The following is a 23774-nucleotide window of genomic DNA, read 5'->3' on the forward strand; positions in this document are numbered from 1 at the left end:
GAATCGGCTGATCCTCTAGACCGGGACGGGCGGCGAGGGAACTGCCTGCGTCGCCATAGTCGCCCGGCGCTAGTAAGGCGGCTCCTGATGGACAAGCTTGCCGTCGATCAGCAGGCGCTTGATCGCCGCCTGGCCCGAGCTCGATACGGCGGCGACGATTTCGAGACGCGCCCTCTCGGTGGTCTCGATGGCGCGGCCGGTGCCCTGCGGCACGAAATAACTCTCGAGCCCGTAAGCGACGCGGATGGCGCGGCGGCCAGCATTGCAGTCGGGCTCGCCGTCCGCATTGGCGACGCAGGCGCCGGCCGAGGCGACCTTGCCCTCGATCACGGTCTCGCCGGCGCCGGTGGCCGGACGAGCGAGATAGACGCCTTTCGCCTCGGCCAACCCGTCGAGGCCGAGCGCGACGCGGACAAACACCGGCTGGTTGCGCTCGAAAATCTTGTCGCCGTCGAGCCTGGAGAGATCGAGCGTGCTGATCTTGTAGCCGAGGATGACATAGTCGCCGCGGAAGAGATCTCGCGGATCGACCGGCGCGGTCGCCAGCCTGACCTCCGTGCCCGAGCGCAGGATGCGGGCACGCGACTCGACCAGAGCAAGGGTGAGCCCGCAGAGCAGCAGGATGGCGGCGAGACCGCGCCAGAGCGGCGAGACGCGGCCGAGAAGCGCGTCGGCGGATGGCAGGCGGATCATGGCACGACCTCCGCCGGCTTGCTGAATTTGGCGAGGAGCCGGCGCATGCCACTGGCGAGGCCGATCAGCAGCGCCCCACCGACCAGGAAGAACAGCGACTGGTCGAGCAAGGTGCCGATCGTCTGCCAGAGCAGGATGACGATCGCAATCGCGAACAGCGTCGAGCCGGCGATGCTGAGCCGGCGGACGCCGCCGCCCGCACCGGCGATGACGATGCCGATCGCGACCGCCAGGATCAGCGCCGCGACGACGATCTTGCCGGTCATGCTGACCGCGCCGCCGCTCCAGAACAGCACCGGCACCAACAGCGCCATGAAGAGCGCAAGCCCGAGCGGTAAGGCGAAGCGGCGCTCGCGCGCCAGCAGGCCGAGCCCGATAACCGCCGGCAGCGCCAGCGCATAGGCGAAATAGTTCAGCCACAGCGCCGTGCCCGCCTTCGCCTCATTAACATCGAGAATGCGGGCGAGCTCGACATTGAGCGACAGGATCAAGCCTATCAGCCCCCAGGGCAGGCAGGCGGTGAGCAGGCCGGGGCCGCCGCGATCAAGCGCCAGCGCACCGAGCGCGACGAACAGCACCGAGACCGCCAGCCAGTAAGCGAGCAGGCCATAGTCGAAGCGGAAGAAGGCGTACTGGCCCGGCAAGGTCGCGAACCAGCCGAGCAGGACCAACACTGCAAGGTGATGGACGAGGCGGTTGTGCCGGGTCGCGGCCAGCCAGAGCGCCGGCAGGAAGGGAAGCCAGAACAGGAGATGGGCGTTCGCCTCGCGCTCGTCCCAGCGGCCGCCGCTCCAGGCCGCGATCGCGACGAGCGCGACAACGAGTGCGCCGTTCGAGCGCAGCAGGAAGGCGACGATGAGTGCACCGATGGCAATCAACAGCGCACCACCCGGCCAATCGGTCGGCAAATGGTACATCTGGCCGACAAGCGCGACACCGGCAGCGAAGATCAGCGTGCCGCAGGTCGCGGCGGCGTCGGCGCCGCTGGTCGAGCCGCGGCTTTCGAGCCGCACCGCGATGCCGAGTGCGCCGGCGACGCCGAGCAGCACCATGGCGAGCTTTACGAGGCGAGGGATCTCGTCCCAGTTCGCCGCGACGAAGGCGGAGACGCTGGATGCGATCAGCAATCCGCCAAACAGGCCGAGCAGAGCCGGCAGCTTGAAGCCGCCGCCCTCCTGCGCCAGCGAGCGGCGGATGGTCGTCGCGCTCTCGGGGCTGACCAGCCCCTCCCCCACCCAGCGACCGAGATCGGCTTCAAGCCGTTTGCGATAGGAACCCGTCAGCATCGCGCCTATTTGGCACGGGCTGACGGGTTTTGGCGAGATGGCCGCTTCAGGCCGCCTTGGCCTTCTTCTTGCGGGCGAGATCGGGCGGCGTCGCCTCTTCGGTCAGCGCCGCGATCACGGCGTCGAGGCTCATTACGGTCTGGGCCTGGCTGCCGAGGCGGCGCACGGTCACCGTCTTCTCCTCGGCCTCGCGCTTGCCGACGGCGAGGATCACAGGGACCTTGGCCAGCGAGTGCTCGCGCACCTTGTAGCTGATCTTCTCGTTGCGCAGATCGGCGCGGGCGCGCAGACCGGCCGAGAGCAGCGCCATGGTGACCTCCTCGCCATAGCCATCCGCTTCCGAGGTGATCGGGCAGACGACGATCTGCTCGGGCGCCAGCCAGAGCGGGAAATGCCCGGCATGGTGCTCGATCAGGATGCCGACGAAACGCTCCAGCGAGCCGCAGATCGCGCGGTGGACCATGACCGGCTGCTTCTTCTCGCCGTCCGAGCCGATATAGAAGGCCCCGAAGCGCTCCGGCAGGTTGAAGTCGACCTGCGTCGTGCCGCACTGCCAGTCGCGGCCGATGGCGTCGCGCAGGACATATTCGAACTTCGGCCCGTAGAAGGCGCCCTCGCCCGGATTGACCTCGGTCCTGATCCGGTTGCCGGACTGCTTCGCGATCGTCTCCAGCACATTGGTCATGACGTCTTCGGCATGGTCCCAGACCGCGTCGGAGCCGACGCGCTTCTCCGGCCGCGTCGAGAGCTTGATCACGAGCTCCTCGGTGAAGCCGAAATCCTCGTAGACCGAGAGGATCAGGTCGTTGATCGCCAGGCACTCGGCGGCGAGCTGCTCTTCCGTGCAGAAGACATGCGCGTCGTCCTGGGTGAAGCCGCGCACACGCATCAGCCCGTGCAGCGCGCCCGAGGGCTCGTAGCGATGGACATTGCCGAACTCGGCCAGCCGGATCGGCAGGTCGCGATAGCTCTTCAGCCCGTGCTTGAAGATCTGGACATGGCCCGGGCAGTTCATCGGCTTCAGCGCAAACACCTTCTGGTCGCGCGTCGGATCGTTCGGGTTCTCGAAAGCCGAGGCCGACTTCACCGCGAACATGTTGTCCTGGTACCAGCCCCAGTGGCCCGAGGTCTCCCAGAGCGACTTGTCGAGCACCTGCGGGGCGTTGACCTCCTCATAGTCGGCGGCGAGGCGCCGGCGCATATAGGTCAGCACCTCCTGGAACAGCCGCCAGCCCTTGGAGTGCCAGAAGACGACGCCCGGCCCCTCCTCCTGGAAGTGGAACAGGTCCATCTCGCGGCCGATGCGGCGATGGTCGCGCTTCTCGGCCTCCTCGATCTGCTTGAGATGGGCGTCGAGTTCCTCCTGCCGGGCGAAGGCGGTACCGTAGATGCGCGTCAGCATCGGGTTCTTGCTGTCGCCGCGCCAATAGGCGCCGGCCACCTTCATCAGCTTGAAGGCGTTGCCGACCTTGCCGACCGAGGTCATGTGCGGGCCGCGGCAGAGGTCGATCCAGTCGCCCTGCGCATACATCTTCAGCGTCTGGTCTTCCGGGATCGCATCGACCAGCTCGACCTTGAAGGCCTCGCCCTTGTCACGGAAGAAGGCCTTGGCCTTGTCGCGACTCCAGACCTCCCTGGTGAAGGGTTTGTCGCGCGCGACGATCTCCCGCATCTTCTTCTCGATCGGCGCGAAATCCTCTGGCGAGAATGGCTCGTTGCGGAAGAAATCGTAGAAGAAGCCGTTCTCGATAACCGGGCCGATCGTCACCTGGGTGCCGGGATAGAGTTCCTGCACCGCTTCGGCGAGCACGTGGGCGCAGTCGTGCCGGATCAGCTCCAGTGCGCGCGGATCCTCGCGATTGAGGAATTCGACCTTCGCGTCGGCCGTGATCGGATCGGCGAGATCGACGACCGTGCCGTCGAGCGCCATCGCGACCGTGCGCTTCAGGAGTGAGGGGGAAATGCCGCCGGCAAGCTCCTTGCCGGTGATGCCGGAAGGAAATTCGCGCTGCGCGCCATCGGGAAATGTCAGGGAGATCGTCATCGATCGGCTCCTGCTCACTCGGGGATACAAGCCCCGTAAGCCAAGGCCGGCTGCATGAATGAGCGAGGCGACGCGGCCTGCAGCCGGTTCGGCACGCGCGCCGGCCCCGCCTATACGAGCCGGGCGATGCAGGCAATCGCGGGCTTGCAAATCGCCGCCTAGCCGCTTGCAACCACGGCGAGACTGACGATAGGTTATGCAATCGACTTCCGATCCCGGCAATCGGTTCGACAGCCATGCAGCCAGCGATGTCACCGGGCGCTGCAGCGCCCATCCTGCGAGACGTGGATTCGTGGCCCTTCAACTGGATCGGTGACCTGCTGCGGGTCATCTATGCCTGCCGCGTCGCTGCGATTTCGGTCCTGCTCGGTTATGTCCTGCTGACGCAGGTTCCGCAGGCGCGCGACCTCTTCCTGGTCTTCCAGGGGCCGGCTTTCGGGCCTGGAACCGAGTATCCCCGCTTCTGGGAGATGCTCTTCCGCTGGCTGGTCTATTTCGTCATCCACATCATTGCCTGGAGCAGTGCCGTTCAGGCTTCTGCCGAACATCTGCTCGGCGAAAGCGCCTGGCTGATCGGCCCATCCCGCGAGCTGACGCCGCGCGACATGGCGATCTATGACCGCCGCTTCCGCGCCTTCGTTGTCGTCCTGCCCTATGCGCTCGCCCTCCTGACCTTTTTCGCAGTCTGGTGCGGCTATGAGGCGGCACTGGCCGACCTGCCGCGCGACGGCGTCGGCTCCCTCGCCTTGTCCGCAGGAATTCTCCGCAGCGGCTCGAGCGGCTTCTATGTCGCCCTCGGCTGCGGCATCGCGGCCCATCTTGTCCTGTGGGGCCGCAACATCCGGGAGATCGCGAAAAGCGAGGCTCACTTCCGCGAGCCAGCCACGACCGCAAAGGGCGGAACCGGCTGGCGGGAGGCGGTGAGCCTGCATGCGGCGATCTGGCTCGCGCTCGGCCTGTTCATGCTCGTGGCCGTCGCTGCCTTCGGCGATCGCCTTCTGGCGCTGGTCTCGGGCATTTATCTCGTGCCCATCCTGTTCGGCGCCTGGATCCCGGTTTTCACGCAAATCGGGATGGCGAGCCAGAGGACCCGCTTCCCCTTCACCGTGCTCTTGCTGGTCGCCTGGCTCCTTGCCGCCAATTCCTGCGGCCATTCGAATCTCGTCTCGCGCGCCAAGCAGGAACCGCAACCGGCCTTGGAATTCGGCGAAGCCGTCGCAGCCTGGAAACAGGCGAATTGCGTGGGCGGCGGCACCTGTCCGCGCCCAGTCCTGGTGACGATTGCGGGCGGCGCCTCGCGCGCCGCCTTCTTCGCTGCGACGATCCTCGGCGAGCTGCTCGACAACCCCTGCCGGCAGCCCGGCCGCGCCTGCGAAGGGCCCGATGCCACCGTGCCTCTGCTGGGAAAGCGGGTCTTCGCGATCTCGGGCGTCTCGGGCGGCTCGCTCGGGGCGGTCCAGGCCGTCGCCGCCATGAGCGATGCGCGCCGGGACCCGAAGGACCCCACGCTGCTGCCGCCCTGCATCGACAAGAGCCCGGCGCATTTCTACAAGACGCCGAACGACAGCAAATGGCGCGATTGCCTTCAGGTGCTGTCCGGCGAGGACTTCCTCTCGCCGACCGTGCTCGCCTTGGTGACGAGCGAACCGTTCCTCTTTCTCGAGCCTATGCTCGGCCGGTTCTGGCCAAACGGCCATTTCCTCGATCGCGCCGCTATCCTCGAGAACAGCTGGATCAACCATTATCAGGACAATGTGGTCGCGCCGGCGCAGGGCGCGCAAACAATGCCGGCGCGGGGCGACCTCGCCCAGTCGTTCAGCCGGTTCGGCCAAAGCGCGCGCAAGGACGGCAACTGGCTCCCGCTCCTCGTGCTCAATGCGACCTCGGAGGAAACCGGCAAGCGCGTTCTCGCCAGCCAGCTCGCCAATCAGCTCGAACCCGCCACACAGATCAAGCTCGACAGGCCGACGCTTTTCGTCGACGCCTTCGAAGCGTCGCGCTTCCTCGGGGAACTGACCTCGCCGAGGCCGAATTGCGCCATCGCCCGCGGAAACGGCCTCGACCTCACCCTCGCCAGCGCAGCGCTGAACAGTGCGCGCTTCCCGATCGTCTCGCCGGCCGGCCGCTTCGCCGATGGCTGCGACATCACGCTCCGGGCCGTCGACGGCGGCTATTTCGAGAATGACGGGGCGACGACGACGGCCGAGATCGCCGACGCGCTGAAGCGCTTCGGTCTCGCGCCGGTCGTGCTTCACATCGCCAACGATCCGGTCGACCTGATCGCCGATCCGGAGCGCGACCAGCGCCCGCCTCCGCGCGAAGACTCGCTGGCGCCACTGCTGATGGCGCCGGTGAACACGGTGCTGTCGACCCGCGGCGCGCGTGGATCCTATGCCCTTGCCACGCTGGCGGGCGTGGTCGGCAAGGACAACGTCGCCGACTTCCTCGTCTTCGGCGAACCCTCGACCCCGACCGAGGACAAGTTCGCCATCGTCGACAGGCTGACGGGCTTCGAGTACGTGCCGGCCGAGATCGAACGACCGAAATGCTTCGAGCGGACCAGCCCAACGACCGAACTCGCCACCGGAGCGAAAGCCCCGGCCGAGGGGGCGCCTCCTCCCGCCGTGCCGAACCGGGCGACGGTGCTGAGGGAGGTGTCGATGAGCTGGTGGCTGTCGAAACCGGTTCAGGAATATCTCGACCGGCAGACCTATCACCGGCGCAATTGCCAATCGTTGCTCAAGGCCCGGATGTGGCTCAACGAGCCTCTCTCCGCGCCCGAGCAGAGGACCATCGCCGAGCAGCCCGCGAGCGCGCCGGTCAAGATGCCGGACCGTTGACACCGCGCCAGCGGCCATAAGCCCAGGGCTTGTACCAGGCGCCTTGCGGCGGCAACTCCTCGCAGACGAGGTCGATGCCGGAGGTGCCGAGTGGCGTGCAGCGGCAGATGCGGGCAAAGCCCACCCAGCCGCCGGCCCAGAGGCCGTGACGCTGGATCGCCTGGTCAGTGTATTCCGAGCAGGACGGCCAGTGTCGGCATTGCCGGCCGATCAGCATGGAGAGGCTGAGCTGATAGCCGCGGATCAGGAGGTGAGCGCCCCGGCGCGGAGCGAGCGCGAGGCTGCGTCGCCAAGAAAGGCTTTTTTCAGCATGTTTAGGCAAGTATGACTCGGCTGAACTCTGCCGACTCCCTCCCGCCGACCTTCCATCGCCCCGCTTCGATCCCGCCTTCCCAGATCCCGGTCATGATGCGCGCACGTTTCCTTGCCTCCGCCACCGCCCTCTGCGGGCCGCTGCTCGCGCTCGCCCTGGCCACGCCGGCGGCAGCGCAGCAGAGATCATATATGATCTGGCTCGACGCGGCCAAAATCGACGTCGCCAAGGTGATGGGCCTGCCGCCGGCCCAGAACTCACCGGAGCACCGCGCCGAATTTGAAAAGGTTCTCGCCATCTCCTCGGCCCGCACGCCCGAACGCGAGAAGCAGGCGATCGCCGACCAGTATCAGACGCTCAATGCGTTCCTGAACGGCATCGACCACGCTTATGTCGAGGGCACTCATCGCGAGACGCGCCTCCTGATGCGCGAGGCGCAGGTCGAGCTCGCCATCCTCCTGAAGAGCGTCAACCGCCTGACCAGCCGCATCCGTCCGTTCCAGATGTGGAACAAAGTCAGGGTCAAACCCTGCCCCGGCGGGCGCCCGGAGGGAACCTCCTTCCCCTCGGCGCACGCCGCGACGGCTGCGCTCTATGCCACCCTGCTGTCCGAAACGGTTCCGGAGCTCGCCAACAAGTTCGAGGAGCGGGTCAAGAGCTATGACGAGAGCCGCCTCGTCTGCGGCTTCCACTATCCGACGGATCTGGAAGCCGGCGACAGGATCGGCCGCGTCGTTGCCAAGGCGCTGCTCGCCGACAAGACGTTCAGGGTCCGCTTCGACGAGACACGGGGTGAAACCCGGCAGGCCTTCGGGCTGAAATAGCGCTCAGCCCGCGACCCTCTCGCGCCGCTTCGCCTCGATCTGGCCGATCGCATCGACGACCGCGTCGAAGGTCAGCATGGTCGAGGCGTGGCGGGCCTTGAAGTCGCGGACCGGCACGAGCACGGACAGCTCGGCCCATTTGCCGCCGGGCGGCTCGGCTCCCTCCTTCAGGATCGCGCGGGCCCGCTCACGAATTTCGCGCAGCTCCGTGGCGGTCGAGCCGACGACATGGCGCGCCATGATCGAGGACGAGGCCTGGCCGAGCGCGCAGGCGCGGACGTCGTGGCCGAAGCCGGTGACGACATCCTCGTCCATGTTGAGGTCGATGGTGACCGTCGAACCGCACAGGCGCGAATGGGCGGTCGCCGTCGCGTCGGGCGTCGGCAGGCGCTCGAGCAGCGGGATGTTTCCTGCCAATTCCAGGATTCGCTTGTTGTAGACGTCGTTCAGCATGGGTTGCCCTGCCGGGTCTGGAGTTGCCGGCCTTCGCAACCAATATAGAGTGCCGGCGCGCTCTTAGGGAGAGCGCGCCATCGCTGGACGAGCGGGCGAACTTGTCTGACCTGCCGGTCGTGAGGCCGGCGCAACCGAAACGGGAGGCTCCACATGGACAATGTGGTTAAGTCCTTGTCCGTAGAGCGGGCGCGCAGCCCCTCCGCAGACAAGTTCATCATCAACCAGCCGACGCAGAATGAGGCCGAGGAGGCCGTGCGTACCCTGATCCGCTGGGCCGGCGACGATCCGTCGCGGGAAGGGCTGCTCGATACGCCGCAGCGCGTCGCCAAGGCCTATCGCGAGTTCTACAAGGGCTATCGCGAGGACGCGCACGACATGCTCGAGCGCGTTTTCGAGGAGGTCGACGGCTACAAGGACATGGTCCTCGTCCGCGACATCCCGTTCTATTCGCATTGCGAACATCACATGGTGCCCTTCGTCGGCAAGGTCCATATCGGCTACTATCCGAGCGGCGGCGTGGTCGGCCTGTCGAAGTTTGCCCGGGTGGTCGAGGTCTATGCGCGCCGGCTGCAGACGCAGGAGACGATGACGGCGCAGATCGCCAAGGCGATCGAACGGACGCTGAAGCCCGGCGGGGTCGCCGTCCTCGTCGAAGCCGAGCACATGTGCATGTCGATGCGCGGCGTACAGAAGCAGGGCTCGTCGACGATGACCACGCAGTACACCGGCCGCTTCCGCGACCCAGCCGAGCAGGTCCGCTTCTTCACCATGGTGAAGTCGCCGGGGCTGTGATCCTGTCCATTGAAGCGCGTCATGCTCGGGCTTGGCCCGGGCATCTCAGACCGGATGGAGCTCCGGTCGGCGCCTGCTGGTCCTGAGATTCTCGGGTCTGCGCTTCGCTCAGCCCGAGAATGACGGCCAGGCGCCGCCGGCAATGACGGCGCGCCTTGCGTGTCCTATATGCGAGGGATTACCTCAGGATCCTCACATGACCGCCTTTCCCACCCTCTCCAGCAAGGCCGAGATCGAGGAGGGCGCGGTGCTCGCGCCGAAGTTCGATCGCGACGGCCTCGTCACCTGTGTGACCACCGATGCCGCGACCGGCGATGTGCTGATGGTGGCGCATATGAATGCGGAATCACTGCGGTTGAGCATCGAGACCGGGCAGGCCTGGTACTGGTCGCGCTCGCGTCAGGCACTCTGGCGCAAAGGCGAGACCTCCGGTCAGCTCCAGAGCATCACCGAGATGCGGGTCGACTGCGATCAGGACGCGATCTGGATCAAGGTCGATGTCGGCGGCGACGGCGGCTGCTGCCATACGGGTCGCCACAGCTGCTTCTATCGGGTTAAGCCGGTCGGCACGGCGGCCGACGGGCCATTGGCCTTCTGAACCGGGACTGCCTGCTTCGTTGGCAATCCTTTCACCAAGCTTTCATGTTTCCTTCAAAAGCAACTGATAGCCGCCTAGGGTCCCGGCGCCGTTCACCTTTCACTCATCGGCTGGCGCGATCCTGATTCTCCCGCGGAGGGATCGCGCCGATGATGCTGGAGAACATCGCTAGACGGGCTTTCGGATTGGGCGGCAGCGGAGCTGCGATGAACCATCTCGTTTCCGAACCGGCCCCGCGCTTCAGCAGGCCGAGGATCGGCCTGGCGCTCGGTGGCGGCGCCGCGCGCGGCTGGGCGCATATCGGCGTCCTCGACGTCCTGACCGAGGCCGGCTACGCGCCGGAGGTGATCGCCGGCACCTCGATCGGTGCGGTGGTCGGCGGCTGCTACGCCGCCGGCAAGATGGAGCCGCTGCGCGAGTTCGCGCTCGGCCTGACCAAGCGCCGCGTCGTCGGCCTGATGGACTTCCATCTCGGCGGCGCCGGGCTGATTTCGGGCGGCCGTCTGAAGCGCCTGCTCGAGCGCGACCTCGCGGGGCTGCAGATCAGCGAGCTGAAGCAGACCTATGCCGCCGTCGCCACCGAACTCGGCACCGGCCACGAAATCTGGCTGACCCGCGGCTCGCTGGTCGACGCGCTGCGCGCCTCCTATGCGCTGCCCGGTGTGTTCGACCCCGTGAAGCTGGGTGGTCGCTGGCTGATGGACGGTGCGCTGGTCAATCCGGTGCCGGTCACGGTGGCCCGCGCGCTCGGCGCCGACGTCGTGCTCTGCGTCAATCTCAACAGCGACATGACCGGCCGCGGCACAGTGATCCAGTCCTACGGCGCCGATGCAGACCCGGAGCCGGCGCACGAGCAGCGTCCAGCCGCCGGCTGGTTCGGCGGCATGCGCGAGCGCATGCGCGGCATCGTCGGCAAGGCCAACAACGACCAGCCGGGGCTCGCCGGCGTGATGGTCGATGCCTTCAACATCACCCAGGACCGGATCTCGCGCTCGCGCCTCGCCGGCGATCCGCCCGATGTGATGATCGGCCCCAAGCTCGGCCGCGTCGGCCTGTTCGACTTCCATCGCGCCGACGAGGCGATCGCGCTCGGTCGGCAGGCGGCCGAACGTGCGCTCGACGAGATCGGCGCGATCGTCGCCGCCAACCACCTGCCGCTGAACTAGGCGCGAGCCGTCCGCACTTTCCGTCATGGTCGGGCTTGTCCCGACCATCCACGTCTTCGCTGAGGTCAGCGAGGGTCGTGTTCAAGACGTGGATGCTCGCCACAAGGGCGAGCATGACGGCAATGGAGCGCTCAGGCCATCGCGATGTAGTCGCGCATCGCCCGGCTCTCGGCCTCGATCTCGGCGACGCGATGCTTGACGACGTCGCCGATCGAGACGATGCCCGCGATGCGGCCGCCATCCACCACCGGCACATGCCGGAAGCGGCCCGAGGTCATGATTTCCATCAGTTCGTCGACGCTGGTGTCCGACCGGCAGGTCACGACCTTGGCGGTCATCGCCCGTGACACCGGCGTCTCCAGCGCTGCGGCGCCTTCCGTGCCCAGGGCCTTGATGATGTCACGCTCGGACAGGATGCCGAGCAGGCCGCCATCCGCGCCGGTCACGACGACGGCACCGATCCGCTTCTCGGCCAGGGTCCGCGTCGCCTCGCCAAGCGTCCGGTGCGGCTGTACGGAAACGACGTCTCCGCCCTTGTTGCCGAGAATATGAGCGACGTTCATCGACTTCTCCTCCGACGGTAGCGGCGCCGTTGGCCGGCGCACGTTTATGAGTTGCGACGAGAGCAGCACCGGGGCCAACGGACTATTTCGCCCGCGGCGCGACGCCACGCTGGACTGAGTCCAATGTGAGCGAAGTCTGAGGCGACGGCAAGGCGATTGCGGGCGGAAGCCTGCCCGCTCCGGTTGTGCATTTCTCGTACAGGCAGGCATCGGATTGATCCGAAAAGTGGTTTCCACTTTTCGGTCCGATGCCCTAGCGCCGGACCGGCCCGCGATCCAGCAGCGGGAATAATAGCAGCCCGGCAAGGAAGCCGCCGATATGCGCTTCCCAGGCGATGCTGGTCTCCTCGCCGAGAATCGGGACAAGACCGGCCCCGAACAGGATGTTGGTGACGAACCAGATCACCACGAAAAGCATCGCCCGCGAATTGCGCCAGAGGCCGCCGAGCGGCTCGGCGGGTATCGCTCGCACCGCCTCGTCATGGCCGAGCCCGCCGAAATGCACGCCGGGCGAAAAGACGAAGCGGATCGCCGCCGCCGTCGCGCCCGAGACACCGGCGGAGGCTCCGACCAGCGGCAGCACGTCGAGCTCCCGCGACCACCAGTGCAGCAAGGCGCCGGCGATGGTCGAGAGCGCCATCAGCACCAGGAAGCGCCCTGCCCCGAGCCGCCTTGCGACCGGACTGCCGAAGGCCGCCAGCCAGACGACGTTCGAGATCAGGTGCAGCCAGGAGCCATGCAGCAGCCCGTAGCTGAGCAGGGTCCAGAGCTGGCCGCCGCCATCCGCCAGCAGCAGGCGCACCAGTTGCAGGCGCTGGACGAAATCAGGCGTGCCGATAGCCCCCAGGCTCCGGGCGACCTCTTCGAGGCGCTCGGGCGCGAACCAGAGCGTCAGCCGCGCCGGCACGAAGGACAGCCAGGAGACGAGAAGGAAGTCGTCGCGGGCGCTGAGCAGCTCGCGCGCGCCTTGGATCAGCGCCAGTGCGGCGATCAGCCAGACGACGGCACCGGGCAGGTTGAAGACCGGCTCGCGCGCCGGAGGACCGTAAGGATCGTCTGGATGTTCCGCCATCACGCCCTCAGTCGCGCATCGGTCGTCGGCAGGCAACAGAAAAGGGGAGAGCTGACGCCCTCCCCTTTCCTCCCCGGCCGGTCACGCCCCCGCGCCCCCCGCCTTTCCGGTTGAGCCCGAACGGTTCGGACGGACTCGAATTCGACGCCTGAACTATCCGGCATTTTAGCGATCTTCCACAAGCTTAACCCTTGCTTAACCTTAACAACCCCTGCCGCCTCCCCCTGTCCGGGCCGCGTGGCAAGACGGCATGCGTGCTGCGTCCTGTTGATTCGCAAGGACCCGACCGTCCCCGCCTCGAACGAATGCGCTCCGATTTGGCACGCCTTCGCACGACCGGGGACAGCACAGATCGGACTGGACAGGATATGAAAAACCCGAGCACCCGCCTGGTTTTCGACTACTGGGACACGCTGCGCGGCGAACGGAGCGCACCCGAACGGGGCGAGATCGAGCCGGGCGCGCTGCGTCATGCGCTCGCCGACACTTTCGTTCTCGAGAACGAGCCGATCGGACCGGTCTTCCGCCTGGCCGGAACGCGGCTCTGCGCCCTGTTCGGACGCGAGCTGCGTGGACGCGCGCTCGTCGCGCTCTGGCCGGATGTCGAGGCGCAAGGCGACATCCGCCGCCTCGTCCAGACCGTGATGGACGAAACGGCAGGCGCCGTCGCCGGACTCTCGGCACAGACGCAGAACGGCGCCACAGTCCACCTCGAGCTGTTGCTGCTGCCATTGCGCTATCGCGGCCGCACCCATGCCCGCATCCTCGGCGCGCTCTCGCCGACCCTGTCACCGGAATGGCTCGGCCTCGACACGCTCGATTCGATGCGGATGATCTCGCTCAGGATGATCTGGCCGGATGCGCGCGCCCTGCGTAAGGCCGAGCCACCGGAAGACAAGCGGCCGAAACTGATGCTTCTGCCGGGTGGGCGTGTTTGATACGACTAACCAGCTCTTAACCCGCAGACCGCTAGCATGACCCTGTTAGGAACAAGGTCTGCAATGCTGACGGCGCCCCAAAATCCGAAAACGGGCTCGGTTCCGGTCGAGCGCCGGCGGCATCAACGCATGAAAGTCGTCCTGCTGGGGCGCTACATGCTGCCTAACCGCATGGAATATCCCTGCCAGACCACCGACATCTCGCCAGGCGGCCTGCACATGGTTGCGCCGGCGAAGGCCGCGGTCGGCGATCGCGTCATCGTCTATCTCGAACATCTCGGCCGCATCGAAGGCACGGCCGTGCGCACGACTCCCGCCGGCTTCGCCATGACCATCACCGCAACCAGCCGCAAACGTGAAAAGTTCACGGCACAGTTGACCTGGCTCGCCAATCGCGAGGAGCTCGGCCTGCCCGAAGACCGCCGGCACGAACGGATCGTGCCGCGCAACCCGCGCTGCATTCTGGTCCTCGATGACGGGACCGAGCATGCCGTGCGGCTGATCGACTTCTCGCTGTCGGGCGCGGCCTTCGCCAGCGACCATCAGTTCGAGATGGGCACCGCGGTCCGGCTCGGCAGCACTGCGGCGATGATCGTGCGCCGCTTCGATGGGGGCTACGCGGCCCAGTTCCGCATGCCGCTCTCCGCCGACCTGCTCGACGAGAATCTCGAGCTCTGAGCATAAGCTCGGGCGTCCTTCCTTCTGGCTGAACCGCGTAGTCATCCCGGGAGCATAGCTACGCTCTGAGTCTTAGCCACGGTGCAGCGCCAACCGTCATGCTCGCCCTTGTGGCGAGCATCCACGTCTTGAACACAGCCCTCGATCAGTGAAGACGTGGATGGTCGGGACAAGCCCGACCATGACGGACAATATCGTCCCAGTGGCCTCGCCTGTGTCTCCCCGCTAAACCTGCAGTCACACCCCTCCCTCAGCCATGGTTAAGAGACTGGATGGTTAAGAAAACCCACGGTTAAGATTTCCTGATGCGAGCGCTGAAAATTCTTACTCTCAACTTTATACATGCTTTTCTCTAAGTACTTTTGCGCTCTATAGGCTCGATTTCAGTAAAATTGTCCGCTTTCATTTCAAGCGATCTCTACAGCGCACAAGCATGGTCGTTCCCGGGACAGGAAAGGGGACGACATGTTTTCGAGCTTCCGGGGATTTCGCGGCTTGGCCGCCGCTACCATCATCGCTTGCGCCAGCGTGACTGGCGCCGAGGCGCAGCAGAGCGCCGGCCTGCCGATCGCCAGCGCACCCATCGTCGCCGGCGGCGAGGCCCGCGCACCCTACGCCTGGACGGATTTTTGCAAGCGCATGCCGAGCGAATGCGCCGTAGACACCCGCGAAGCCGAGTCGGTCGAGCTGACGCCGAAGCTTTGGAAGCTGATTGTCGCAAACAACGTCAAGGCCAATCGCGAGATCGAGGCGATCACCGATCAGGACCATTGGGGCGTGGTCGACCGCTGGGACATCCCGACCGACGGCAAGGGCGACTGCGAGGATTATGTCCTGCTGAAGCGCCAGCGCCTCGCCGAGGCCGGCGTGCCGCGCCGGGCCATGCGCGTCACCGTCGTGATCGACGAGGAGAATGCCGGCCACGCCGTGCTGATGATCCGCACCGATCGCGGTGACTTCATCCTCGACAACAAGCGCAACGCGATCCTGCCCTGGAGCCAGACCGGCTACACCTATGTGAAGCGTGAATCCCAGGCCCGCACCGGCTGGGCCTCGCTTGGCGGCCTCTCGACCGCGACGGTGGCCTCGCTGCGCTGACCAACAAGACGCGCCGGGCGGGGACGAAAACCCGGCGCGACGAGACATCGGCGAAGTCCAGGCGGGCTTCGCCACCAGACGACGAGTCCGGTCACGTCCCCACCCACCCGTCCCCGACCGGGCATCGTCCAGGGCCGGCTCCTTCCCCGGGAGCCGGCCCGCTTCGTTTTCAGGAATAGACAGAGCCGCGCGGCGCGATCAGTCGATCTGCTTCATGCTCTTGGCGAACAGCTTCCAGCGCTCGGCATAGCCGGCAGCCGTGGCGCGCAGGCCTGCGATCGCCGCCTCGTCGAGCGTGCGGATCGCCCGGGCGGGTGAGCCGACGATCAGCGAATTGTCCGGGAATTCCTTGCCCTCGGTCACCAGCGCATTGGCGCCGACCAGGCAGTTGCGGCCGATCTTGACATGATTGAGCACGCTCGCGCCCATGCCGACCAGGCTGTTATCGCCGATGATGCAGCCATGCAGGATGGCGCGGTGGCCGATGGTGCAGCCGGCGCCGACCCTAAGCGGCGCGCCCATATCGGTATGGAGCACACAGCCTTCCTGGAGGTTGGTAGCCTCGCCGATTTCGATCCATTCATTGTCGCCGCGCAGCACCGCGCCGAACCAGATCCCGACATCCCTCGCCAGCCTGACACGCCCGATCACATGCGCGTCGGGCGCGAGCCACCATTGCCCTTCCGGCGGCGTCTCCGGCGCGGTCCCGTCGAGCGAATAAAGTGGCATAGCGTATCCTCCAAGTTTCAACCGGAGGATTGCAGGGGTGCTCCCCTCGTCGTCAAGCCGCGCCGAACATCATCAGGAGATCGAGCACGACCCGGCCGCTGATCAGGCTCCAGAGCGAGGCGATCATGCTAGCGGCCATGACGAAGAAGAACGGCCTCCCCTCGATCTGCCGGCCGCGCACGGTGTTGCGCAGGATCAGGAACGGTGCGCTGAACACCACCACGGGCACGCTCGCCACTGCGCCGACACCGCCGCCCTGCAACAGCTCGAAGCCGGCACGCTTCTGCGTGAACAACTCGAAGGCGCTCGCCAGCAGCCCGGCGAAGGCGAAGCCGAGGACCAGCGATTTCAGGGCCTCGACGGCGGAGGGTTCGAGCGTCACGGGCACGGCTTCCAGCGGATACCAGCAAACCATGGCGCAAGGTCGCTCAACGCGGAAGCAAAGCTTTAACCGATGGTTAACCACGCCGGCGCGGACATGGTTTACGGGACGTTAAGACGGCTCTGATTGAGTTTACTGACAGGGTCGCGCGCCGGCCCCTAGGGACGAATCCGATGAGCCTCTACGCCGCGCCTGACCAGGCCCAACCGCTCAACAACGCCACTGATGTCGCGACGCTGATCCGCAATCACCTGCGGCGCCGCCCGGCGCCGGTCCTGCCCCGTGGTGACCGGGCGCTGCTGCGACTTGCAGCCGCCATCGTCGTCCTCGGCTTGGCAGGCACCGGCCTTGCCCTGTTCGCCACCCGCCTCAATCCCGATGCCGGGACCGAGCTGCACCCGACGAGGGTCGGCGATGTGGTGCTGGCGATTCCGGCCAATCTGACCGGCGCCGACAGCGACGAAGGGCGCCTGGTCGGGATGGCGCGCCTGCGCCTCGACTGGCCGAGCCTCGGCCCGGTGACGCCGGAGAGCCGTCAGCGCCTGCTGGTGACGCTGAGTCCACCGGACAAGGTCAACGAGCCGGCGACGCAGCTTTCCGTCTATGCCCGCTTCCTGACGCCGACGGTCTGGTCAAATCCGGGCGGGCTGGTCGTGCGCGGCTTCCGCAAGGCCTCGCCCTATGAGGGCGATGAGCTCTATGTCTCGGTGCCGGATGCGCGCGGCTTTGCGGCACGCTGCCCGGTCGAGACCGCGCAGACCGGCCTCGACGAGCCCTGCCGCGTGACCTTCCGCCATCGCGGTGTCGATGTGAACATCCGCTTTCCGCGCGCCATCGTCGCCGACTGGCAGGTGATGCTCGGCAGCGTACGCCGCAGCATCGACGGGCTGATGCGCTGAGCTGAGCCCAAGGCCTTCGCCCCAAAGCCCTCATCCTGAGGAGCGGACGACAGTCCGCGTCTCGAAGGATGCTTCAGGAGGCTCGGGAGGCGGCTGGACCATCCTTCGAGACGGCCCTTTCGGGCCTCCTCAGGATGAGGGCTGAAAGTTGGCTGAGCGACCTAGCCTCAATCCTCGAGATCGACGTCGAGGATTGCCATGGTGAAGTTGAACGAGCGGTCGCCATCCTCGTCGTCGACATGGATGATGCCGATGAACTCGTCAGCGAGATAGACCTCGGCCGAGTCGGTCTTCTTCAGGCGGGCGCGCACGCTGATGCCATGGTTGGCGAAGGTGCGGCGCAGATACGCTTCGAGCTTGGCGAGTTCGGTCTTGTCCACGGTAACGATCCTTATGTGTTGCCCGGACGGATGCCACGCGTAAGGCGCGAGGGCAAGGACCAAGGCGATCCGGCCACAACGCATGGCTCCCGCGCTTTGCGGCGCTGACGCAGCGCCATCACCCGTGCCAAGCTGCGTTTCCTGCCCCGCTCGACGATGGATTCCCCGATGAAGCCCTGGCTGCCCGCCGCGCTCGACTATGTCGCAAGCTGGCTCGAATTCCAGCGCCGTTTCCATGATCAGCCCGGCTGCGCGGTTGCGATCGCCGATGGCGGCGAGATCGTGCTCGAGGCCGCCTTCGGCAGCGCCGACCTTTCGACTGGCGAGGCGCTGACGCCGCGCCACGGCTTCCGCATCGCCTCGCATTCTAAGAGCTTCACGGCCGCGGGCATCCTGCACCTCGTCGAACAGGGGCGCCTGCGCCTCGACGACAAGGCCGGCGCCTATGTCGAGGGCCTGCATCCCGAGGTCGCGGCGGTGACGCTGACGCAGCTCCTCTCCAACAGCGCCGGGCTTACCCGCGACGGCGTCGATTGCGGCCAGTTCTTCGATCGCAAGCCTTATCTGCGCAAGGATGAGCTCTTCGCCGATCTCGCTCGCCCGCCGGTCTTCCCGGCCTCGCAGCGCTTCAAATACTCCAATCACGGCTTCGGCCTGCTCGGCCTCGTGATCGAGGCGGTGACCGGCAAGCCTTACGCCGACTGGATCGCCCGGGAGATCGTCGGGCCCGCCGGTCTGAAGGAGACCAGGCCCGATATCACGCTCTGGTCCGGACCGATGGCGAAGGGCCATAGCGGCAAGCTGCCCCTCGGCCGGCGCGTGGTGATCCCGGCCGATAATCCCGGCAATGCCATGGTCTCGGCCGCCGGCTTTGTCGCGACCGCGGCCGACATCGCCCGCTATATTGCCCAGATCTCGCCGAAGGCTGAAGCCAGCGTCCTGTCAGAGCTCAGCCGCCGCGAGATGACGCGCCGGCTCTGGCCCGACGCCGAGAGCAGTCTCGGCCGGCATTACGGGCTCGGCACCATCTCGGGTGGCGGCGACGGCTGGGACTGGGTCGGCCATTCCGGCGGTTTCCAGGGCTTCATCACGCGCACGGCGACTGTGCCCGAGCAGGGTCTCACCGTCTCGGTCCTGACCAACGCCATCGACGGCCTCGCCCATCCCTGGCTCGACGGCGTGATCCATATCTTCAAGAGCTTCGCCGAGCATGGCGCGCCGACACCCACGACCGAGCGCTGGCGCAAGCGCCTGTGGACGATCTGGGGCGCCGGCGACCTCGTGCCGGTCGGCGGCAAGGTGCTGATGGCCAATCCAGCGCTGTTCAACCCGTTCCTGGATGCCGGCGAGATCGCGGTCGAAACCGAGGATCAGGGCCGCATCGTCAAGGCCCCGGGCTTCGCCAGTCCCGGCGAGCCGGCCCGGCTCATTCGCAATGCCGCAGGCGAGATCGAGTCGGCCTGGCTTGGCGCAGCGCATGTCATCGCGGAAGAGGCGCTGCAGGCAGAGATGCTGGAACGGTATGACCAGCGTCATGCTCGGGCTTGACCCGAGCATCTCAGGCCGGAAGAGGCCCCGATAGCGCCTTCTCGTCATGAGATTCTCGGGTCTGCGCTTTGCTCCGCCCGAGAATGACGCGCTCCGGCCTCACCTCACATAGTGCAGCCGTCCGAACCGCCGCCGGAAGGCGGTGACGTCGCGGGCGATAGCCTCGTCAGAACGCGCGCCTGAAAGCCCATCGGCGATGTAGCCGGCGAGTTCCGGCATGTGCTCGGGCTTCATGCCGAAGCGGGCGATCTCGGGCGTGCCAAGTCGCAGGCCATTGACGTCGCCCTCCACCTCCGCGATCGGCAGGCCGATGCCACAGCTCAATATGTTGACGGCGCGCAGCCGCTTCGCCGCCGCCTGCCCGCCACCATAGGGCGCAGCCTCGATCGCGAACTGGTGCGAGGTCGTCATGCCGCGATCGCGCGCGAAGACCGGCACCTGCCGCTCTGCCAAAGCCTCGGCGAGCGCCTTGGCCGTCGCCGCCATCATCGCCGCGTAGTCGCGACCAAATTCCTGCCAGTCCATCATGGTGATCGCCAGTGAAGCCGACTTCGCCGCGTCGAAATTAGCAGTCAGGCCGGGATAGGCGATGGCGTCGAGCTTCTCGGCGAGGCCTGCATCGTTGGTGACGATCAGCCCCGAGGGCGGCCCGCCCAAGCTCTTATAGGTGCTCATCGTCATGACGTGAGCGCCCTCCTCCAGCGGCTGCTGCCAGCCACCACCTGCGATCATGCCGGAGAGATGGGCCGCGTCGAACAGCACGATCGCGCCGACCTCGTCGGCGATGGCACGGATCTCGCGGATCGGGTGCGGGAACAAATTCAGGCTGCCGCCAATGCTGATGACCTTCGGCTTCAATCGCAGCGCGTCCTCGCGCAAGCGCGCGACGTCGACAGTATAGCCGTCGGCATCGATGGGGGCCGGATGACTGACGACGCCATAGAGCCCGGCGGCGCCGGCGCCATGATGGGTGACATGACCGCCGATCGCAGGCGGCGGCGCGATCACGACGTCCCCCGGTTTGGCCGCCGCCATGAAGACGTAGAGATTGGCGATCGCGCCGGAGGGCACGCGGATCTCGGCATAGGACGCGCCGAAGACCTGCGCCGCCAGCTCGGCCGCCATCACCTCGATCTGCTCGATCGCCTCGAGGCCCATCTCGTATTTGTCGCCGGGATAGCCGAGCGAAGGCCGCGTTCCGAGCCCCTGCCCGAGCACCGCCTCGGCGCGCGGGTTCATCACATTGGTCGCCGGGTTGAGATTGACGCAGTCGCGTTCGTGGATGGTGCGGTTCTCGGTGATGAGATCGGCAAGCCTGGTCTCGCGCGCCGCCCGATCCTGGCCGGCGATCTCGCCGGCGATCCGGAGCACATAGTCCTCGCTCGCCGCCGGCACCCAACCCCGTCGCGCCAGTTTCACCGTCATCGCCATCCCTCGCCGAGCCTTGTTTCGTCAGGCCATTGCAGCGATTTGCCGACATCAATGCAAACCAGTTATCGTCGCCGGCAGGGCTAGAAAATCTAGGCCTGCAACCTCGTGCCGCCGATGCCCGTCAGACCGCCCCGCCCGCCCTTGCCGCCACTCAACGCATTACGCGCCTTCGAGGCTGCGGTGCGGCTGGGCAGCTTCTCGAAGGCGGCCGAGGAGATCGGGGTGACGCAAGGCGCCGTCGCCCAGCAGGTACGCCATCTCGAGGCTTTTCTCGGCCTGACCTTGTTCCGCCGGCTGCCGCAGGGTGTGGAACCGACGGAAGCTGCGCAGGAGGCAAGGCCACGTCTCAGCGCCGCCTTCGATGCATTGGCGATGACCGTGCAAGAGCTCAAGGCGAGCCATGCCGGCCGGGCGCTCGCCATCGCCGCCCTGCCCTGCATCGCCCAGCTCTGGCTGTCACCGCGCCTGCCGGCACTGCAACAGGCCTTCCCGGGCCTGCCGATCTCGATCAGCGCGATGGAGGAGCCGCCGGCCGGACGGCACGACAGTTTCGACCTCGCGTTGTTCTATCTCGCCAAGCCGCCGGCCGACGCGCTGGCGCTCGGCGAGGACAGCCTTTTTCCGGTCTGCACCCCGGCGCTCGCCCGCGCACTGCGGACGCCGTCGGACCTTACCGGCCAGACCCTGCTGCACGACGCCGTCTGGCGCAGCGACTGGGCGCGCTGGCTGCGCCATGTCGGCGCTGATGGGATCGATGCCGGCCGCGGTTCGTCCTATTCGCTTTATGCGCTGGCGCTCGACGCGGCGCTCGGCGGCGGCGGCGTCCTGGTCGGCCGCAGGAGCCTCATTGCGGCCTATCTCGCCGATGGGCGGCTGGTCCGGCCGTTCGCCGAGGAACTCCCGAGCGATGACCGGCTGACTCTGCTGTTCCCCCCGGCCGGCAAGCCGCATCCGCAGCGGGCCGAGGTCGTCGCCTGGCTGGAAGCCAGCGGCTGATCCGACCCGTTGACCATCAGGGTGCACGCCATGGCTGAAGGATGATGCAATAGGAGCGGGCAAGTCGGTAGGGATCGCCTCCAGTATCTGTTACCTTGCGGAACAGGCGATCCTCCCGTGAAGCACACGCGGTGGCGCCGACGGCCAATATCGCAATTGACGGCATTTGCTCTGGACGAGTGCCATGAAAGCTATCGGACCCTGTCTGATCGCGGGTGCTGCCGCGCTCGTGTCATCCTTGCCTCTTGAAGTCCAGGCGCGCGACGAGACAATCGAACGCCTGCGCCTCGGCTCGGGCTTTGAAATCGTTCTCGGTGAAAGGCAACCCGATCCGGGAGGGCGGCTGCTGGAAGCCCTCGCGACCTGGCTCGGCGCGAAGCTGGGCCAGCCGGTGCCCACCTCATTGCCGAGGCTCGTCTTCAAGCCGGCTGGCCAAATCGCCGTGTTACGGTTCAAGCAATATGCGTCCGAAATGGTGCAGCAACAGGATCAGCCAAATATCATCTCGATCTACGATGCGCGCGAAAACACCATCTATCTGAGAGACACCTGGAGCGGCGCGACGGCAGCGGATCTGTCTGTCCTGGTTCACGAACTGGTTCATCATTTCCAGGAAGTGCACCAGACAAAATTCGAATGCGAGGCAGCGCGCGAGGCCAAGGCTTTTGAACTGCAGGAGAAGTGGCTGAGACTGTTCGGGGAATCACTGGAAGAGGAATTCCAGATCGATCCGTTCACACTCCTGATCAGGACATCCTGCGCGATGTGAACTCGGCGTTTCCATCCGTCAGCGGCAACCTGTCAAAACGAAAAGGGGCGGCATTGCTGCCGCCCCTTGAACAAACGTTCTGTCTGACGCCGATCAGCGCTTCGAGAACTGGAAGCTGCGGCGGGCCTTGGCCTTGCCGAACTTCTTGCGCTCGACGACGCGCGAGTCGCGGGTCAGGAAGCCTTCCTTCTTGAGCGGGCCGCGCAGGTCCGGCTCATAGAAGGTCAGAGCCTTGGAGATGCCGTGGCGGACCGCGCCGGCCTGGCCGGAGAGGCCGCCGCCCTTGACCGTGACGACGACGTCGTACTGCGTCAGGCGATCGACCAGCATCAGCGGCTGCTGCAGGATCAGGCGCAGCACCGGGCGGGCGAAGTAGACTTCCTGGTCACGGGTGTTGACCGTGATCTTGCCGGAGCCCGGCTTGATCCAGACGCGGGCAATGGCGTTCTTGCGCTTGCCGGTGGCATAGGCGCGGCCCTGCGCGTCGACCTTCTTGACGTGGACAGGAGCCTCGGGCTGGACGCCCTTGGCGACCTGACCGAGCTGCTCGAGAGACTGGAGAACCTCGGCCATCGTCAGACCCTCGCATTCTTGCGGTTGAGTGCCGCGACGTCGAGCGCCTCGGGCGACTGGGCGGCATGCGGATGCTCAGCGCCCTTGTAGACGCGCAGATTGCCGAGGATCTGGCGGAAGAGCGGGCCGCGCGGCAGCATGCGCTCGACAGCCTTCTCGACGATGCGCTCCGGGAAGCGACCTTCGAGAATGAACTTGGCGGAGCGCTCCTTGATGCCGCCGGCATAGCCGGTGTGATGGTAGTAGATCTTCTGGTCGCGCTTGCGACCGGTCAGCACCACCTTATCGGCGTTGATGACGATGATGTTGTCGCCGCAGTCGACATGCGGGGTGTAGGCGGCCTTGTGCTTGCCGCGCAGACGCATCGCCACCAGGGTGGCGAGACGGCCGACGACGAGCCCGGAGGCATCGATCACAACCCACTTCTTCTCGACATCGGCGGGCTTGAGCGAGATGGTCTTCATCGCGGCACCCTTCGGCTGCTTGAAAAAAGGACAAGCCGCCAGCGAACCGGCGGCGGTGTGGGCGCTGGATAGGCGGCTACCCTGTCGATGTCAAGCAAAGACAGTGGGCCATTTTTCCCAAAAACGCATTGTTTTCAGCGCAATGTAAGAAGCGGTATTTAGATACCGTAATAGCCGCATGTTTTCCCTCACCGTCCACCACGGGATCGTGATCTCTTATCGGCAGGCGGACCTGTGTTTGC

At 66.3% G+C, this 23774-nt stretch carries 25 protein-coding genes; 12 read left to right on the forward strand and 13 right to left on the reverse strand.

Going from position 1 to position 23774, the window contains the following annotated elements; translation table 11 throughout:
- Positions 1 to 69: 69 nt before the first annotated feature.
- From B6S44_RS05750 to thrS, 3 genes are read right to left on the reverse strand one after another with little or no spacing between them, the layout of a single operon-like run.
- Positions 70 to 693 carry a GDYXXLXY domain-containing protein gene (locus B6S44_RS05750; RefSeq protein WP_129155804.1) on the reverse strand — a complete coding sequence of 208 codons (624 nt, stop codon included), beginning with the start codon at positions 691 to 693 and terminating at the stop codon, positions 70 to 72.
- Entirely contained in the window at positions 690 to 1979 is a 1290-nt protein-coding gene (locus B6S44_RS05755) for a DUF2157 domain-containing protein (protein WP_129155805.1), read from the reverse strand. The genes B6S44_RS05750 and B6S44_RS05755 overlap by 4 nt, the downstream gene beginning before the upstream one ends.
- Before the next feature lie 46 nt (positions 1980 to 2025).
- Positions 2026 to 4023 carry a threonine--tRNA ligase gene (thrS, locus tag B6S44_RS05760; protein ID WP_129155806.1) on the reverse strand — a complete coding sequence of 666 codons (1998 nt, stop codon included), beginning with the start codon at positions 4021 to 4023 and terminating at the stop codon, positions 2026 to 2028.
- A 284-nt stretch (positions 4024 to 4307) separates the two neighbouring features.
- Between thrS and B6S44_RS05765 the strand changes: the two genes are divergently transcribed.
- Positions 4308 to 6863 carry a hypothetical protein gene (locus B6S44_RS05765; RefSeq protein ID WP_129155807.1) on the forward strand — a complete coding sequence of 852 codons (2556 nt, stop codon included), beginning with the start codon at positions 4308 to 4310 and terminating at the stop codon, positions 6861 to 6863.
- Here the strand turns inward: B6S44_RS05765 and yidD are convergent.
- Complete coding sequence (gene yidD / locus B6S44_RS05770) at positions 6844 to 7185, reverse strand: membrane protein insertion efficiency factor YidD (RefSeq protein WP_129155808.1); 342 nt, start codon at positions 7183 to 7185, stop codon at positions 6844 to 6846. The two genes, B6S44_RS05765 and yidD, sit on opposite strands and share 20 nt — an antisense overlap.
- Before the next feature lie 83 nt (positions 7186 to 7268).
- Between yidD and B6S44_RS05775 the strand changes: the two genes are divergently transcribed.
- Positions 7269 to 8000: a phosphatase PAP2 family protein gene (locus B6S44_RS05775; RefSeq protein WP_164985733.1), complete on the forward strand. Its 732-nt coding sequence runs from the start codon at positions 7269 to 7271 to the stop codon at positions 7998 to 8000.
- Between the two features lie 3 nt (positions 8001 to 8003).
- Here the strand turns inward: B6S44_RS05775 and B6S44_RS05780 are convergent, their stop codons facing one another.
- On the reverse strand, positions 8004 to 8453 hold the full coding sequence (locus tag B6S44_RS05780) for an iron-sulfur cluster assembly scaffold protein (protein ID WP_129155810.1): 450 nt from the start codon (positions 8451 to 8453) through the stop codon (positions 8004 to 8006).
- Between the two features lie 153 nt (positions 8454 to 8606).
- Here B6S44_RS05780 and folE point away from each other — a divergent pair, with 153 nt between their 5' ends.
- From folE to B6S44_RS05795, 3 genes are all read left to right on the forward strand, one after another.
- Positions 8607 to 9248, forward strand: a complete 642-nt coding sequence (gene folE / locus B6S44_RS05785; RefSeq protein ID WP_129155811.1) for a GTP cyclohydrolase I FolE — start codon at positions 8607 to 8609, stop codon at positions 9246 to 9248.
- Between the two features lie 196 nt (positions 9249 to 9444).
- Complete coding sequence (hisI, locus tag B6S44_RS05790) at positions 9445 to 9846, forward strand: phosphoribosyl-AMP cyclohydrolase (protein ID WP_129155812.1); 402 nt, start codon at positions 9445 to 9447, stop codon at positions 9844 to 9846.
- A gap of 206 nt (positions 9847 to 10052) precedes the next feature.
- Complete coding sequence (locus B6S44_RS05795) at positions 10053 to 11012, forward strand: patatin-like phospholipase family protein (protein WP_248309462.1); 960 nt, start codon at positions 10053 to 10055, stop codon at positions 11010 to 11012.
- Positions 11013 to 11143: 131 nt separating this feature from the next.
- Here B6S44_RS05795 and B6S44_RS05800 read toward each other — a convergent pair whose 3' ends face one another.
- Both B6S44_RS05800 and B6S44_RS05805 read right to left on the reverse strand, forming a co-directional pair.
- Complete coding sequence (locus B6S44_RS05800) at positions 11144 to 11575, reverse strand: CBS domain-containing protein (RefSeq protein WP_129155814.1); 432 nt, start codon at positions 11573 to 11575, stop codon at positions 11144 to 11146.
- 253 nt (positions 11576 to 11828) lie between these two features.
- Positions 11829 to 12647 (reverse strand): rhomboid family intramembrane serine protease, encoded by an 819-nt coding sequence (locus B6S44_RS05805; RefSeq protein WP_129155815.1) that lies wholly within the window; start codon positions 12645 to 12647, stop codon positions 11829 to 11831.
- A gap of 368 nt (positions 12648 to 13015) precedes the next feature.
- On the opposite strand from B6S44_RS05805, the gene B6S44_RS05810 reads away from it, so the two are divergent.
- The 3 genes from B6S44_RS05810 to B6S44_RS05820 all read left to right on the forward strand — a co-directional run bounded on the left by B6S44_RS05810 (position 13016) and on the right by B6S44_RS05820 (position 15361).
- Complete coding sequence (locus B6S44_RS05810) at positions 13016 to 13585, forward strand: PAS domain-containing protein (RefSeq protein WP_129155816.1); 570 nt, start codon at positions 13016 to 13018, stop codon at positions 13583 to 13585.
- 63 nt (positions 13586 to 13648) lie between these two features.
- On the forward strand, positions 13649 to 14263 hold the full coding sequence (locus B6S44_RS05815) for a PilZ domain-containing protein (RefSeq protein WP_129155817.1): 615 nt from the start codon (positions 13649 to 13651) through the stop codon (positions 14261 to 14263).
- A 495-nt stretch (positions 14264 to 14758) separates the two neighbouring features.
- Complete coding sequence (locus B6S44_RS05820) at positions 14759 to 15361, forward strand: transglutaminase-like cysteine peptidase (protein WP_248309463.1); 603 nt, start codon at positions 14759 to 14761, stop codon at positions 15359 to 15361.
- A gap of 198 nt (positions 15362 to 15559) precedes the next feature.
- Here the strand turns inward: B6S44_RS05820 and B6S44_RS05825 are convergent, their stop codons facing one another.
- A complete protein-coding gene (locus tag B6S44_RS05825; RefSeq protein ID WP_129155819.1) occupies positions 15560 to 16090 on the reverse strand; it encodes a gamma carbonic anhydrase family protein in 531 nt (176 codons plus the stop codon).
- A gap of 52 nt (positions 16091 to 16142) precedes the next feature.
- Entirely contained in the window at positions 16143 to 16472 is a 330-nt protein-coding gene (locus tag B6S44_RS05830; protein ID WP_129155820.1) for a DUF6949 family protein, read from the reverse strand.
- A 173-nt stretch (positions 16473 to 16645) separates the two neighbouring features.
- Between B6S44_RS05830 and B6S44_RS05835 the strand changes: the two genes are divergently transcribed.
- The gene (locus B6S44_RS05835; RefSeq protein ID WP_129155821.1) at positions 16646 to 17371 is read left to right on the forward strand and encodes a hypothetical protein; all 726 of its coding nucleotides are present in this window, start codon (positions 16646 to 16648) and stop codon (positions 17369 to 17371) included.
- A 167-nt stretch (positions 17372 to 17538) separates the two neighbouring features.
- Here the strand turns inward: B6S44_RS05835 and B6S44_RS05840 are convergent, their stop codons facing one another.
- Complete coding sequence (locus B6S44_RS05840; RefSeq protein WP_110492542.1) at positions 17539 to 17751, reverse strand: DUF3126 family protein; 213 nt, start codon at positions 17749 to 17751, stop codon at positions 17539 to 17541.
- Between the two features lie 168 nt (positions 17752 to 17919).
- On the opposite strand from B6S44_RS05840, the gene B6S44_RS05845 reads away from it, so the two are divergent.
- Positions 17920 to 19299 carry a serine hydrolase domain-containing protein gene (locus B6S44_RS05845; RefSeq protein WP_129155822.1) on the forward strand — a complete coding sequence of 460 codons (1380 nt, stop codon included), beginning with the start codon at positions 17920 to 17922 and terminating at the stop codon, positions 19297 to 19299.
- A gap of 99 nt (positions 19300 to 19398) precedes the next feature.
- Here the strand turns inward: B6S44_RS05845 and B6S44_RS05850 are convergent, their stop codons facing one another.
- On the reverse strand, positions 19399 to 20724 hold the full coding sequence (locus B6S44_RS05850; RefSeq protein ID WP_129155823.1) for a serine hydroxymethyltransferase: 1326 nt from the start codon (positions 20722 to 20724) through the stop codon (positions 19399 to 19401).
- 120 nt (positions 20725 to 20844) lie between these two features.
- Here B6S44_RS05850 and B6S44_RS05855 point away from each other — a divergent pair, with 120 nt between their 5' ends.
- Complete coding sequence (locus B6S44_RS05855; RefSeq protein WP_129155824.1) at positions 20845 to 21726, forward strand: LysR substrate-binding domain-containing protein; 882 nt, start codon at positions 20845 to 20847, stop codon at positions 21724 to 21726.
- A gap of 184 nt (positions 21727 to 21910) precedes the next feature.
- Positions 21911 to 22495 carry a DUF6647 family protein gene (locus tag B6S44_RS05860; protein ID WP_129155825.1) on the forward strand — a complete coding sequence of 195 codons (585 nt, stop codon included), beginning with the start codon at positions 21911 to 21913 and terminating at the stop codon, positions 22493 to 22495.
- A 93-nt stretch (positions 22496 to 22588) separates the two neighbouring features.
- On the opposite strand, the gene rpsI is transcribed toward B6S44_RS05860, so the two are convergent.
- Together rpsI and rplM are read right to left on the reverse strand one after the other, a co-directional pair.
- Entirely contained in the window at positions 22589 to 23068 is a 480-nt protein-coding gene (gene rpsI / locus B6S44_RS05865; protein WP_126112598.1) for a 30S ribosomal protein S9, read from the reverse strand.
- Between the two features lie 2 nt (positions 23069 to 23070).
- A complete protein-coding gene (gene rplM, locus B6S44_RS05870; RefSeq protein WP_129155826.1) occupies positions 23071 to 23532 on the reverse strand; it encodes a 50S ribosomal protein L13 in 462 nt (153 codons plus the stop codon).
- Between the last annotated feature and the right edge of the window lie 242 nt (positions 23533 to 23774).

Source organism: Allobosea sp. Tri-44 (assembly GCF_004123845.1).
GTDB lineage: Bacteria > Pseudomonadota > Alphaproteobacteria > Rhizobiales > Beijerinckiaceae > Allobosea.